A 14201-nucleotide genomic window follows, 5' to 3' on the forward strand; every position below is an offset into this window, starting at 1 on the left:
AAATAGAGGTACGTTATGGATTTATCTACTAAAGTTTTAAACAATTATCCTAATTTTAAGGGAGCATCTAAAAAGATTGCCGATTATTTATTGGCTCATCCAAAGACTTTTTTACAAGAAGATGCACAAGGCTTGGGGAAAATTACTAAAACTAGTGCTGCTTCGATGATTCGTTTTTGTCAACAATTGGGGTTTAAGGGTCTAAAGGATTTTCAAATTCAACTTGCTCAAGATACACCACAAGAAAATGAGAATACAATTGAACCGATTGTGGATAATCATGATAATCCACATATCGTTTTACAAAAACTTCTGTCAAGTATTGAACATAATACTGAAAAGACAGCTCATTTGATTGACGGAATGGCCTTAAATCAAGCTATCAATTTTTTGAAAAATGCTGATCGAATCTATTTAGCTGGTGTTGGTGCATCCAGTTTACCAGCTCAAGATCTTTACTATAAATTTATTCGTAGTGATAAAAATGTCATTTTTAATCAAGATATTCATATTGCATTAGAGCGGATTTGTTATTCACATTCGACAGATGTTTTGGTCATTTTCTCTTATAGTGGACTGACTCAAGAAATACTATTACTGGCTGAACAAGCACGTAAGAACCATACTCCGATTATTGCTATCACTCGTTCTCATCAGTCTCCCTTGGTTGAAATCAGTGATGTGGTTTTAGGTGTATCAACCGATGAAAAGCTGCTTAGAGTAGGTGCGATAAATTCACTTTTTTCTGAAGTGTTTGTCTCAAGTGTTTTATTTTTAGCAACGATTAATCAAGATTTGCCTCGATTGGAAGAAAAATTTAAAGAAACAGAACTAGTAACTAATCAATTAAAACAATTAGATGAGTAGTATTCTAATAACGAATTAAATAAAGGCTGTAATCTACCAGAAAAGATGCACTTAAGCATCTTTTTCTTTTGAAATTAAAAGCTATCTTGATATAGGATAACAAAAAGTTTTAAAATAACTTTATAATAAAAGATACTGACATAATATATAAGATAACATAAGTTAAGTTTTGTCTAATTCTAATAAGAAAGGCGATTGCTTTATGTTAAAGGATGGAATTACTGAAATTATCCAAAGGTATGATATTGATGCAGGTGTAATTGTTAAATATGGCGATCAAATTATGTATCAACATCAAGCTGAAAAAATTTTTCCAGCATTTGATTGACTTAGCTATTGCTGCATATATTGAAGATCAGTGGAAAAAGACCCCTGAAGTTGTGGATGAAAAAATGGAAGTTACTAATCTTTCTCGTGTGCGTGGCGCTGGTATTATTGGTGATTTACGTCGTACTAATTGGAGCGTTCGAGACATAGTTTATTTAACTAGTGCACTATCGTATAATGTAGCTACTAATCTATTAATTGAAGAATTTGATATTTATGAAATTGATGAGTGGTTAAAACAGAATTATCCCAGCATCCGATTGGGAAAAGAGTTAATGCGCTATTCGACTAACGGTCAAGATAACGAATGTACAGCTATTAGTATTGATAAGTTAATTACATATTTAATGACTACTCAAAATCTTTTTTGTGCTTTAGTGCGTAAAGGGTTAAGCAATCATACTATTCCAACAGATTTAACTTTTTATGGGGACAATCTTCTTACCTACAATAAACTGGGACGAGATCGTCAGGCACGCCATGAGGTTTGTGCTTTTATGACGAAAAAAGCGCCAGTATTTTGCACGGTTTTGAGCAGTTATGAGGGAAGAAATATAGAGGATATATTATTCTTTCAAGAATTAAGTAAGTTGATTTTCTCACATGTGAAGAGTGCTGACTTTGAAAAATAGGAATCCGAAGAATAGATAAGGATTCCTATTTTTTATAAAATAAATTGCAATGGTAGAAAATAGGGAGTGGAGGAATAATTTTTGAAAAATATTTTTCGAAAAATAGATATGTATTCTAAAAATTTTAGAATACATTGGCTAGAGTATGTCGCTTTGTTTATCGGAATAGATATTTTTACGCAGATGCTAATCATTCCGTTATTCAGATATGTAACGACTGGAATTTTAAAAGCTAGTGTAATTCCGTTTGTTTCATACCAAAACATTGTTATCATTATTACCACGCATACTGGAGTTGCCCTCCTACTAATCTTGGAATTAGTTATCCTGCTTTTAGTAATTTATGGTGTATTTGCCTTAATATTATTGGGAATTAGAGAAATTTCTCAGAATCAATTTTCACTTAAATTACTATTTAAAGAATTATGGCAGACATATCGTTCTGTTCGAGTAGGTTCCATCTTATTACTAGGCTTATATTTTTTATTAATTGTACCTTTTGCAGATATGGTTTATCGAACGCCGTTATTAGCCAAAGTTCAAATTCCAGAATTTATTTTGGATTTTATGACTAGAAACATTTGGCTGATTAGTGGATTGATAATTTTTTATTTGCTAGCTTTTATTTTTGGTATCAGATTGATTCTGACGCTTCCCTTGATGATTTATCAAGAAAAAAAGACATGGATTGCGATGAAAGAAAGCTGGAAATTAACTAGCCACAAAAATTGGTGGACCCTCTTAAGTAGCTTATTAGTTGCAGGAATTTGTGTTAGCGTAATTTTAGTTAGCTGCAATTTAATAATTTATTTCTGTCAATTGGGATTAGATCATTTGCCAGAAAAGCTTAGCTTTAGTTTTGCTATTTTTAATCTGTTACTGGTTCAGATATTCAGTGAGTTAATTGCAATTTGGATTAGTGTTATTTCTATCTTAATTGTCGTCACACCGTTAAATAGTTTTAAGTGGGAAGATCAGAAAAAAGTAAAAAGTAAAAAGACAGTTAAAATAGTAGATTCCTGCTTAATAATCATTTTTGTATTGGCTGCAGGAATCAATAGTGCCTTGTATTTAAAGGGAGCGGATATGCAGCGCCCAGTCACTATTTCACACAGAGGTGTAAGTGATAAAAATGGAGTTCAAAATACTATCCCAGCTCTAGAAAAGACAGCAAAACTTCATCCAGATTATGTGGAAATAGATTTGCATGAAACAAAAGATAATCAGTTTGTAGTTATGCATGACGAAAATTTGAAAGAGTTAGCTGGCATTAATAAAACTCCAAAAGATTTAACTTTAAAGCAGTTGACCAGAATTACACTTCATGAAGATGGGCACCAAGCTAAAATCGCCAGTTTTGATCAATACCTGAAAGCTGCTAAGAAATTAAATCAAAAATTATTAATCGAAGTTAAGACAACGCCCAATGATTCTCCAAAAATGCTCCAGAATTTTAATCAAAAATATGGCAAGCTAATTGTTAAGCGTAAATATCAAGTTCAGTCATTAGATTATCGTGTTATTGAGGGATTACATCAAATTAACCCTAAGTTATTTGTCTTGTATATCCAGCCCTATAATTTTACTTATCCTCAAAGTGTTGCAGATGGGTATTCAATGGAATATTCTACGCTAAACAATGATTTTATATGGCAGGCTCAACTCCAGAATAAGCTGGTATATGCTTGGACAGTTAATAGTCCACAAATGATGATGAAGATGATGTATGACAATGCCAATGGAATTATCACCGATCGACTAGCTGAATTAAATGAGACAGTTAAAGATTTTGAAGATAGTCGTAGTTATGCTAATAAGCTATTAAACTTTATTTTAATATTGCCTGATGATAATAAATAATTAGGAGTAAAGCATCCCTTAGAAGGGATGCTTTTTTATGTAGAAGAAAGTATTTTATGCTACTATAGGTATATACCAATTTCAAAAATTTTTATTTTCAGCTGCTCTAAATAAACAGCAAATTGTTGAAGAAAGTAGAAAGGGTTAAAAATATGGTTACGAGAATAATTAGTGCAAATGCTAGCGAAATTTTAAAAATGAATGGTACTCAATTGAAACAAAGTATCAAGGCTAGTGAAGGTAGAACTGTTTTAAGTGAAAACGTGGTTACCGAGCCAGCAATTGATAATCTAACTACTTCAGAAATTGCGGCCGCTTTTGGAGCAGATTTAATTTTATTGAATTTATTTGATACCTTAAATCCTAAAGTAAGTGGCTTGGAAGTGGATAAACCAGAAAATACAGTTAAAAAACTTCAAAAATTAACTGGACGCCCAATTGGAGTAAATTTGGAGCCAGTTGATGAGAAAGCAGAGATGGAATCAACTAAATTGCAGATTTCTTCTGGTAGAACTGCAAGCGTTAAATCAATGAAAGCTGCTGAAAAATTAGGTTTTAATTTCGTTTGTTTTACTGGAAATCCTGGGACTGGTGTAACTAATAGAATGATCGCTAAAGCTGTAAAAACAGCTAAGAAAAATTTTTCAGGTTTAATTATTGCTGGAAAAATGCATGGAGCTGGTGTGGATGAACCAGTAGCTAGTGAAGAATCAGTTAAAGATTTTTTAGATGCAGGTGCAGACGTTATTTTGGTTCCTGCTGTTGGAACAGTTCCAGGTTTTACTAGTGAAGAATTAATTAAGATAGTAAAAATTGTTCATAAACATGGTGGACTAGTAATGAGCACGATTGGAACTAGTCAAGAAAGTTCTGGAGCTCAAACAGTTCATGATATTGCCTTACAAAATAAAATTTGCGGTGTTGATATCCAACATATTGGAGATGCAGGTTGGGGAGTAGTGCCACCAACGGATACTATTTTCGAATTAAGTAAGACAATTCGTGGGATGAATCATACGATTTCTCGGATGGCACGTTCAATTAATCGGTAAAAAGATAATAAATAATATATAAAAAGAAGATATCTTAGCAAAAGTTACTTTGATATCTTCTTTGTTTTTAATATTCAGTTTTACCTAAATCATCTTCTAGGCGGTGGAGCTGTAGACGTAGACCGTAGACAGAAAATTCTTCACCGTCTTCTTGGCGGTTAAGTTTAATACGTAAATGGTCTCCATCTTGTTCGAACTCCACTTCATTTCTAGTGTCAATCCAAGCTGCCTCTTCAACGTGAGGAACATGCTTTAATTCGATACTTTCTTCAAGTGGAATATGGATGAAAACGTAGCGTTGATATTTAGCAATGGCATTATAAAAGACATGAACATTGTCTTCATCTGCCTTTATTTCATGGTCAGCCCGACTTTCGTAGTAAGCATGTCCAAAGCGACTAATCCAATTACGCAAAGTTTCCATTGCAGGATCTGATTCGGCTTTAATTGATCCATCTGCGTTTAATTCAACTTCAAAATAGATATTCATATTGTCTAATCGAGCAGCGATTAATTTTGCTAGAACATCAGGAGAAATTAGTTTTTCTGCAGGTCTTTTTTGACAAAATTTAATTGCATATTTTTGACAAGCTGCTTGTATGTCTGCCATTTGTGCATCATTAGTATCTTTGATACTTACGCCTCTAAAGCCGCAGTCTCGTGCATGACGTACAAGAGCATCGGCATCAATTACACCTTTTGGAGCAACTTGATACTGCAATACAAGTCCAATATTTAAATCTTCTTTTTCACTCATTTTACTATTCGCTTTCTATGTCATATTCAAGATTGATTATAAGTGGAAAAGAAATTTTAAGCAAAGCAAAATGGTTTCACGTATAATTAGGGAGGACTATAGAAGGGACAAAGAAATGATTATTTTTAATATTATTTTATATATTACCATTGGTTTCATTGTTTATTTTGGTTACCAAACTGTACTTCATTATCATAAACATGAAAATGTTAATTTTCTCCGTGGCTTAATTATCAGTACACTTGTCTTAGCAGTGCTAGTTTCTTTACAAATTTACTGGGCACTCCCTAATATTATTGGCCTATTTTTATGGCTATTTATTATGTTCTTGTTTATTAGTGTGGCTGCTAGTGCTAGATATATTACCGCTAACTTGCAGGATAAGAAAAAAAGAAAGATAGAGCTAATTGCTTCTGCTGTTTTGGCAGTTATTAGCTTGATTGCTTTATTTATCGTGGTTGCCAATGTCAGATAATAATATGAAGATAATTATTGCTCCAGCTAAAAAGATGAGAGTTGATCAAGATGCTTTTTTGGTTAAATCAGAGCCTGCTTTTTTAGATAAGACTCAGGAGCTATTAGACTTTTTAAAAACAAGAAGTTTTAACCAGTTACAGGAGCTATGGAAGGCGAATGATAATATTGTTCGTACAAATCAAAATAATCTTGTAACAAGTGAACTTGATTCTAACTTAACTCCAGCACTTTTAGCTTTTTCAGGAATTCAATATCAGTATTTAGCTGGGGATGTTTTACCGCAAGAAGGATTAGACTATCTTCAAGATCATTTGCGTATTTTGTCAGGCTTTTACGGTATTTTGAGACCTTTTGATGGTATAATTCCCTATCGTTTGGAATTAAAAACTAAAATGACTGGCTTTAAATACTACAGTCTCTATAACTTTTGGAAAGATCTTCCGTATCAAGAGCTTTTTGCCGATACAGATACAGTTATTAACTTAGCGTCTTTAGAATATTCTCGTTTGATTTCTCCATATTTAAAGGATAGTCAAAAAATGATTACAATTAAGTTTTTGGAAAATAAAAACGGAAAGTGGAGACAAAGTGCTACACATGCTAAGATGACGCGAGGAGAGATGGTTCGCTTTGCGGCCAAAGAAGGAATTAATAGACCGGAAGATTTAAAAGAATTTTCTGATTTTGGTTATGTTTTTTCAGCAGCAGATTCCTCAAAGGAAAATTATATATTTAAAAAATTATAGAAAAAAAGAGAAATCAGATGATTTCTCTTTTTCTATATAAATTAAAACGCATTATTATTCTGTAAAAAATCCGCTGTTAAATTAACAGCATTTTTTTGATAGTTATCACTAAAACAATGGTCTGCACCTTCGATTAAGTGTAAAGTGCTGTTTTGATAAATTTGATCGTATTTCTTTGAGGCATTAGGGGAAACAACGGTATCATCTGTACCGTGGATTAAGCAGACAGGTTTAGTAAATTGAGCAGATACTTCATAAATAGGCAATTGTTGAGCAATGCGTAAGTAAAATCCACCTAGGGTTAAATCTTTAAAAGGGAGGCGGTCTGGGATATGGTCTGGATTATAGGTAACTCCTTGTGTATTACCTTCAAGAGCATCACTTTTTAAAGTGGCAGCTGGTGCTAGCAATACTACCTTTTTTATCAGATCAGGATAAAGCCCGGCTAACATTGAAGCAACAACACCACCTTGAGAATGACCGACTAGATAAATATTACGTACATGCGGATCTGTTTTAACGTAATTTAAAATGGCATTTGCGTCTTCAATTTCATTTAAAACAGTCATATTTTCAAACTTACCATCTGAATCACCATGGCCATTAAAATCAAAGCGAACACTAGCAATATTTTCATCCCGAAGACTGTTAGTAATTTCTTTTAGCAAAGAAGTATTACGGTTAGCGGTAAAACCATGAAAAATAATTGCCATATCATATATTTCTCCGAAAGGTTCTTCCCGAGTTCCAACTAAGTGTAATCCATCACGCTCAAGTGTAATTGTTGCCATATTAATGCCTACTTTCTTTTTGTCTAACTTTATTATAGTCTGACATGTGAGATAATTTAGTAGCTTAATAAATTTTTAGTATAATATTTTCTTGGATAAAATATAAAGGATTGTGATGAAATGGATCTGTTATTAGTAAGACATGGGGTTAGTGAACATAATACTTCAGATGTGATCTCCGGCGGTACTAGTAACCCTAACTTAAGCCAAGCAGGTGTTAAACAAGTAGAAGAAGTAAGTAAGTTAATTGACAATAGTAAACTTGATCGAGTATATGCAAGCCCATTAATTAGAGCTAAAAGAACAGCACAAATTTTAACTGATTTTCAAAAAGAGATTATTACTGATGACCGACTTAGAGAAATGAATTTTGGCTCTTGGGACGGCCAACATGCCGAAGAGCTGAAGATAAAATATCCTGATGCCTTCGATGATTTAGGAACTATTAATAGTAAATATGCAGAATACGCTGAAAATGGTGAAACTTTTAGTCAAGTAGCAGATCGAGTTGAAGAATTTTTATCTGAGATTCAACCCCATGCTAATGACAAGACAATTATGATTGTTTGTCACGGATTTGTGATTAGGAGTTTAATAGCTCGGTGGTTTAAACTAAAAATTGAAGATGTAATGACAGTAAGAAATGTTAGTTTTACTGAGCTTCATTTTGAAAAAAATGATATTGAGCGACCAAGATTAATGACCTTTAATCGGACGGAACCCTTGTATTACGGAATTAAGAGGTAATATGTTATGCGAGTAGTAATTTTACGTCATGGAACTACTGAATTAAATAAGCAAGGAATGATTCAAGGATCAAATGTTGATTCTGATTTAAGCAAAGAAGGGCGCGCTTATGCAGAAAAAGCTGCTAAGAATTTTGATCCTAGTCAATTTGATGCAGTATATGCAAGCCCGTTAAAGAGAGCGCAACAAACTGCAAGGATTTTTGTGGGAGATAAGACCCCAATAACAACCGATAAGCGAATTGAAGAACTAAATTATGGTTCTTGGGATGGAAAATCTTCTTTGGAATATCGTAAAAAGCATCCAGATGCTTTTAATAGCAACGGACTAATTAACGATAATATTTATAAGTATGCTTCAGATGTAGAAAAGCGTGAAGATTTTAGAAAAAGAATTGCTGCATTTTTTGACGATTTATATAAAGAACATGCTAATGATACAGTTTTGGTAGTTTGTCATGGTGTAGTAAGTCGAATGATTTGTGCTCATTTTTTAACTAATGGCGATATTAAGTATTTTGACCAAATGCAGAATTGCGGTCTAGCTGAATTAGACATTAATAAAGAATATGGAACTTTGGTTTACTATAACCGCGTCTTAGCATAATAATTTTAAGGCTTGTTTTTGATATCTTATCGAAATTAAGCTTTTTTTATTTCTAAGTATTGACACAATGTCACTTTAGGAATAGACTTAAGGCATATCAAAAGTGACATGGTGTCACAGGAGGAAGATATGGTTAGTGAAACTTTTATAAATCTTTCAGATGAAAAGAAGCAAAAGATTGTAGGAGCGCTTTTAAAAGAATTTAGTACTTATCCCTTAGCTAAAGCGCAAGTAGCACGCATTGTAAAGGATGCAGGGATTGCTAGAGGAGCATTTTATAAGTATTTTGGTGACTTGAAAGATTCATATACTTATCTCTATGGTCTTGCAATGAAAGATGTCCATATGGGACTTCCAACAAGGTTGAGAGATTTTGACCCTGAAGCTTTTTATAAGATGACAGTTGATTTTATTAATCAGACTGAGAATAGTATCTATTTTGATCTAATCAAACTACATCTTAGTCAGAATCAAGCTTTTATTGGAGATGATAAAAGGCAGAAGGAAGCTTTTCTTAATCTAAATTCTCAAGTTTGGGCTGCTATGGTTTTAACTCATGAAGCAATAGATTTAGCCCTATTTGATAAAAAGAATAAAGAAAAAATTCTAAAAAGATACCATGAAAGTTTATGTTTATTACAAAGGAAGTAGACAAAAATGTTTTTAGCTCTAAAAGAAATAAAATACGAGAAGCTGCGTTACGGATTAATTACATTGATGATTTTTTTAATTGCATATTTAATTTTTATGCTGTCATCATTGGCAGTAGGTCTAGCTTCAGAAAATACACAAGCAGTTAATAGCTGGCAAACTCAATCGGTTGTTTTGAATGATAATTCGAATGTAAGTTTGAGTCAATCTCTGTTAACGAAGGAAAATCTAAAAGATTTTAAAAAGACAAAGAATGATAGCTACATCGGGATAGTTCCGATTGTAATGAAAGAAAAGAAACATCAAACAGTTTCAGCTCAATTTATTGGGTTAAATAAAGATGAATATATCTATAAAGATCTGGAAGTAGTTTCTGGTCGTAAAGCAAAGCATAATGATGAAATAGCTGTTGATCAAATTCTTTGGAATAGAGGTTACCGCTTAGGAGATAAAGTAACCCTAAATGGTAGCGATCAAAAGTATAAAATTGTTGGTTTCTTAAAAAATGCCAAGATTAATATTGCGCCAATTGCTTATGGTACGATGGCAACGTGGAAGAAGTTAAGACCAATGGCTCCGAATGTTGAAGCTTCTGGAATTATCTCTAAGAATAACTTAGATTTTAAAGCTAAGAATGTTAAATCTTATGATAAGCAGACTTTCATTAATAAATTACCAGGTTATACAGCTCAAAATTCAACTTTTGAATTAATGATTGGTTTTCTATTTGTAATTTCGTTAATTGTGATTGCAGTATTTTTATACATTTTAACTATCCAAAAAATGCCAAATTATGCTGTTTTAAGAGCACAAGGTATCCCAAGCAAGACTTTAATTGGTGCTACTATTAGTCAATCATTAATTTTAGTAATTTTAGGTACGGTCTTAGCATATCTTTTGATGTTGCTTACTGTTAGCGTAATGCCAGCTACTGTACCGATTGATTTTGCCCCATGGATCATGATTTCAACATTTATAGGGATGATTTTAATGGGAGCAATCGGTGGATTAATTCCAATTCGTTCAATTCTTAAAGTTGACCCTTCAAAGGCTGTGTAAGGGAGGAAATTTATATGTCAGTAATTGAATTAAAAGATGTAAGCAAATCCTATGGTCAAGGAGATGCCAAGGTTAATGCTCTAAAAAATATAAACTTTGAAGCTCAAAAAGGTGAAGTTGTCTTAATTGAAGGACCTTCTGGCGCGGGCAAGAGTACTTTCCTAACAATTGCAGGAGCACTGCAAAAGCCTACTTCTGGTGAAGTATTTATTGGAGGAGATAACGTAACTAACTATTCTCCTAAACAAGCTGATGCACTACGTCTAGATAAAATCGGCTTTGTCTTACAGGCTTATAATTTAGTTCCTTATTTGACTGTTAGGGAACAGTTCATCTTAGTAGATAAGGTTAAAAAGAGCGGCAATCTAAGTAAAGAAGCGCTTGATGGATTGCTAGATGAATTAGGAATTTCTCAACTGGTAAATAAATATCCTAAGGAATTGTCAGGTGGTCAGCAGCAAAGAGTGGCAATTGCAAGAGCATTATATGCGGATCCAGCCATTATTTTAGCTGATGAACCTACTGCTTCATTAGATAGTGAAAAGGTTGAAGAAGTAGGAAAACTATTTAAGACTTTAGCTAAACAAAAAGAAAAAGCTATTATTCTAGTTACCCATGATTTAAGACTGAATAAGTATTCGGATAAGATTTATGAAATGTTAGATGGACGTTTGAACTTGAAAAAAGGTAATTAAGTATTGAATAATAAAGAAAGCGATATCATATATTTAAAAAGTGAATAAAGTGAGATTGTAACAATATTTTGCACAAAACCCACTTGTCTCTAGTTTAAGAAGGGACAAGTGGGCTTTTTTGTATGTTAAGGAGGTACGATGAAAATAATAAGAGTTTTAAATAATAGTGCTGTTATTAGTGAAAACCAGGAGCATGAGTAGATAATTGCACTTGGTAAAGGAATTGCTTATGGAAAAAAAGCGGGGGATGAGTTTGATAAACAAAAAATGTATAAAATTTTCACACCCTTGTCTGACAATCAAAGAAAACTGCTATTAGAAATAATCCATGAAACAGATCCTATTTTCTTTCAAATTGCACAAAAAATTGTTGATAGATTGAAATTTGAAGAAAATATTGAACTGGCTGATAGCGTATATATAACTTTGACAGATCACTTAGCTACAAGTGTAGAAAGAGCAAAGAAGGGATTGTATTTAAACAATAAATTTATTTGGGAAGTAAAAAATTATTATCCAAAAGAATATCAATATGGTTTATGGGCTTTAAAGTTGTTAGACGCACAATTTGATTTGAGTTTTCCAGAAGACGAAGCTGGATTTATTGCAGTACATATCATTAGTGGGGAGTTAGAAAATGATATTAGTGATTTTAGTAAATCAGTAGATTTTATCAAATCAATTACTAAAATTGTTAGATATTATTTTCACATTAATATTGATTACCAATCTTTGAACTATAACCGCTTTGCGGTCCACTTGAAATTCTTTTGGAAAGCTATGATGTATAAAAAGGATCAATCTAGTTTTGGAGATTTGAGCCAAGAAATTTTAAATGTAATAAAAAATAGCGATATTGAAGCATATAAATGTGCTTTGAAGATTAAGGAATATATTTTAGAAAAATATAATTATGAACTAAACAATGAAGAGATTATGTATTTAGCAATACACATTAATAAAATTGTGAGTGGAGAAGAAAAATGTATGAAAATATGAATAAGCAGATTATAGCTGCTGTTGGAGGAGAAGATAATATTCAGTCTGTTGTTCACTGTGCGACAAGACTAAGATTTGTTCTAAAAGATGAAAGTAAAGCAGATGATGCGGCAGCTGCACGAATTCCTGGAGTATTGCAAGTAGTAAAAAAAGCAGGACAATATCAATTAGTTATTGGTAGTACAGTTGAAGATGTTTATAACGATTTAGTTAAGATGATTAACATCGAAAATGGTGATAGTTATAAGTCAACACCTAAAGAAAAGAAGAATATTTTTGATACTGTAATTAGTGTGATTACTGGATCAATTGCTCCTGCTATCCCATTGCTTGCTGGAGCCGGAATGGGAAAAGTTTTGCTTTTGATTTTGACAATTAGCGGTTTGTTGTCAGATAAAATCCAAACTTATCAAATATTAAATTTAATTTTTGATACAGGCTATTTCTTTATGCCAGCGTTTATTGGATTTTCAGCTGCTAAGGTTTTTAATACTGATCAATATTTAGGTGCTTTTATGGGATTAGTAACTGAACATCCCATTTGGACAGCAATGGTTGCAGCTAAAAAGCCAGTAGATTTTCTTGGGATGCCAGTACAGCTAATTAAATATTCTTCTACTTTAATCACTGCAATTATTTCAGTTTGGATCATGTCTTATATTTATAAGTATGTAAAGAAATATACACCAAATATGGTAAAAATCTTTATGGTTCCCATGTTAACAATGCTTATAACTGCACCTTTAATTTTCCTAATTATTGGGCCAATATCTAATATGATCTCTGAAGGTATTGGATTTATATCTATGTGGTTATTCCACAATGCAGGAATTGTTGCTATTCCAATTTTGGCTGCAGCATATCCTTGGTTTGTATCTATTGGGATTCACAAAGCTTTAAGCCCAATTAGTATTCAATTAGTTGCTACACAAGGTTTTGATCCAATTATTCGTGTAGTTGCATTATGTTCAAATATGTCTCAAGCAGCTGCTTCACTAGCAGTTGGTTTAAAGAGTAAAAATAAGAAACTAAAGAGTTTAGCACTTTCATCTAGTGCAACTGCATACTTAGGTGGAATTACTGAACCTGCTCTATTTGGTGTTAATTTACCATTAAAGAAACCTATGTATGGAGCAATGATTGGTGGTGCAATTGCAGGTGTAGTTGCAAGTTTTATGAAAATTAAGGCATTTATTTATGTCACACCTGCCTTTTTAAGTTTGCCAATGTGGGTTTCTAAAACTGAAAATTTCGTTATTCAAGCTATTATTGTAATTATTGTTGCTACATTTATTGCTACATGGATGATTGGTTTTGATGATCCAGTAGATGAAAATAATCAAAAAAAGAAGTTTGATCAAGTACATGAAAAACATGATTTAAAGAGTCCTGTAAATTGGAAAGTAGAGCCGCTTAGTGAGGTAAAGGATGAAACATTTGCAAGTGGAGTAATGGGGAAAGGAATTGCTGTTATTCCTACGATTGGGGATGGCAAATTGATCCTATTGGTCTAAGAACTATATTAATTAATTTATACGATAGATATCAAAAGCCCCTATTTATTGTTGAAAATGGATTAGGTGCTAAGGATAGTCTGACTACAAGTGGAAAAATTCACGATGATTATAGAATTGATTATTTACGACAACATATTAAACAGATGTTAGTCTCTATACAAAACGATGGAATAGAGCTTATGGGCTATTGTATGTGGGGAATGACTGATATGGTATCAGCCATCGACAACACAAATTTCTAAGCGATACGGTTTAATATATGTTGATTTAGATGATTTTGGAGATGGAACTTATAAACGATACTTGAAAGATTCATATTTTTGGTATCAGAAACTTTTATCTTTTAAAAATAAAATTCCCAAAGATTTTTTAGACAAATAAAAAAGAATTCAGGTGCCTGTAGCAGGTACTTGAATTC

Annotated in this window: 14 protein-coding genes and 3 pseudogenes; 15 read left to right on the forward strand and 2 right to left on the reverse strand. The window is 32.6% G+C overall.

Annotated features, from left to right (window positions below; all coding sequences use genetic code 11):
- Window positions 1-15: 15 nt before the first annotated feature.
- The 5 genes from HMPREF0528_RS07835 (at window position 16) to HMPREF0528_RS07850 (ending at window position 4738) form a co-directional block, all read left to right on the forward strand.
- Window positions 16-867 carry a MurR/RpiR family transcriptional regulator gene (locus HMPREF0528_RS07835; RefSeq protein ID WP_004896497.1) on the forward strand — a complete coding sequence of 284 codons (852 nt, stop codon included), beginning with the start codon at window positions 16-18 and terminating at the stop codon, window positions 865-867.
- A gap of 202 nt (window positions 868-1069) precedes the next feature.
- Window positions 1070-1195, forward strand: a complete 126-nt coding sequence (locus tag HMPREF0528_RS09695; RefSeq protein WP_004896498.1) for a hypothetical protein — start codon at window positions 1070-1072, stop codon at window positions 1193-1195.
- Complete coding sequence (locus tag HMPREF0528_RS07840) at window positions 1188-1826, forward strand: serine hydrolase (protein WP_004896499.1); 639 nt, start codon at window positions 1188-1190, stop codon at window positions 1824-1826. The genes HMPREF0528_RS09695 and HMPREF0528_RS07840 overlap by 8 nt, the downstream gene beginning before the upstream one ends.
- Window positions 1827-1907: 81 nt before the next feature.
- The gene (locus tag HMPREF0528_RS07845) at window positions 1908-3686 is read left to right on the forward strand and encodes a glycerophosphodiester phosphodiesterase (protein ID WP_034525390.1); all 1779 of its coding nucleotides are present in this window, start codon (window positions 1908-1910) and stop codon (window positions 3684-3686) included.
- 152 nt (window positions 3687-3838) lie between these two features.
- On the forward strand, window positions 3839-4738 hold the full coding sequence (locus HMPREF0528_RS07850) for a DUF7916 family protein (protein WP_034525391.1): 900 nt from the start codon (window positions 3839-3841) through the stop codon (window positions 4736-4738).
- Window positions 4739-4805: 67 nt separating this feature from the next.
- Here the strand turns inward: HMPREF0528_RS07850 and HMPREF0528_RS07855 are convergent, their stop codons facing one another.
- Window positions 4806-5495 (reverse strand): hypothetical protein, encoded by a 690-nt coding sequence (locus tag HMPREF0528_RS07855; RefSeq protein WP_004896502.1) that lies wholly within the window; start codon window positions 5493-5495, stop codon window positions 4806-4808.
- Window positions 5496-5610: 115 nt separating this feature from the next.
- Between HMPREF0528_RS07855 and HMPREF0528_RS07860 the strand changes: the two genes are divergently transcribed.
- Both HMPREF0528_RS07860 and yaaA read left to right on the forward strand, forming a co-directional pair.
- Window positions 5611-5970 carry a hypothetical protein gene (locus HMPREF0528_RS07860; RefSeq protein WP_034525393.1) on the forward strand — a complete coding sequence of 120 codons (360 nt, stop codon included), beginning with the start codon at window positions 5611-5613 and terminating at the stop codon, window positions 5968-5970.
- Window positions 5960-6718 carry a peroxide stress protein YaaA gene (gene yaaA, locus HMPREF0528_RS07865; RefSeq protein ID WP_004896504.1) on the forward strand — a complete coding sequence of 253 codons (759 nt, stop codon included), beginning with the start codon at window positions 5960-5962 and terminating at the stop codon, window positions 6716-6718. Before HMPREF0528_RS07860 ends, yaaA begins: the two co-directional genes overlap by 11 nt.
- Before the next feature lie 41 nt (window positions 6719-6759).
- Here yaaA and HMPREF0528_RS07870 read toward each other — a convergent pair whose 3' ends face one another.
- Window positions 6760-7509, reverse strand: a complete 750-nt coding sequence (locus HMPREF0528_RS07870) for an alpha/beta hydrolase (protein ID WP_004896505.1) — start codon at window positions 7507-7509, stop codon at window positions 6760-6762.
- A 120-nt stretch (window positions 7510-7629) separates the two neighbouring features.
- On the opposite strand from HMPREF0528_RS07870, the gene HMPREF0528_RS07875 reads away from it, so the two are divergent.
- From HMPREF0528_RS07875 to HMPREF0528_RS09125, 8 genes and pseudogenes are all read left to right on the forward strand, one after another.
- Window positions 7630-8256, forward strand: coding sequence for a histidine phosphatase family protein (locus tag HMPREF0528_RS07875; RefSeq protein WP_004896506.1), 627 nt, complete (start codon window positions 7630-7632; stop codon window positions 8254-8256).
- 6 nt (window positions 8257-8262) lie between these two features.
- Window positions 8263-8862 (forward strand): histidine phosphatase family protein, encoded by a 600-nt coding sequence (locus HMPREF0528_RS07880; RefSeq protein WP_004896507.1) that lies wholly within the window; start codon window positions 8263-8265, stop codon window positions 8860-8862.
- Between the two features lie 129 nt (window positions 8863-8991).
- Window positions 8992-9513, forward strand: coding sequence for a TetR/AcrR family transcriptional regulator (locus tag HMPREF0528_RS07885; protein WP_034525395.1), 522 nt, complete (start codon window positions 8992-8994; stop codon window positions 9511-9513).
- A gap of 6 nt (window positions 9514-9519) precedes the next feature.
- Entirely contained in the window at window positions 9520-10572 is a 1053-nt protein-coding gene (locus tag HMPREF0528_RS07890; protein ID WP_004896509.1) for an ABC transporter permease, read from the forward strand.
- Window positions 10573-10586: 14 nt separating this feature from the next.
- Window positions 10587-11267, forward strand: coding sequence for an ABC transporter ATP-binding protein (locus HMPREF0528_RS07895; protein ID WP_004896510.1), 681 nt, complete (start codon window positions 10587-10589; stop codon window positions 11265-11267).
- A gap of 138 nt (window positions 11268-11405) precedes the next feature.
- Window positions 11406-12266: pseudogene (locus tag HMPREF0528_RS07900) on the forward strand (PRD domain-containing protein).
- Window positions 12251-13753 (forward strand): annotated as a pseudogene (locus tag HMPREF0528_RS07905) (PTS beta-glucoside transporter subunit EIIBCA); the annotation flags it as partial. The pseudogenes HMPREF0528_RS07900 and HMPREF0528_RS07905, both read left to right, overlap by 16 nt.
- Window positions 13747-14164: pseudogene (locus HMPREF0528_RS09125) on the forward strand (family 1 glycosylhydrolase); the annotation flags it as partial. The pseudogenes HMPREF0528_RS07905 and HMPREF0528_RS09125, both read left to right, overlap by 7 nt.
- Between the last annotated feature and the right edge of the window lie 37 nt (window positions 14165-14201).

Source organism: Lactobacillus johnsonii ATCC 33200, from assembly GCF_000159355.1.
In the GTDB taxonomy this organism is placed as follows: Bacteria; Bacillota; Bacilli; order Lactobacillales; family Lactobacillaceae; genus Lactobacillus; species Lactobacillus johnsonii.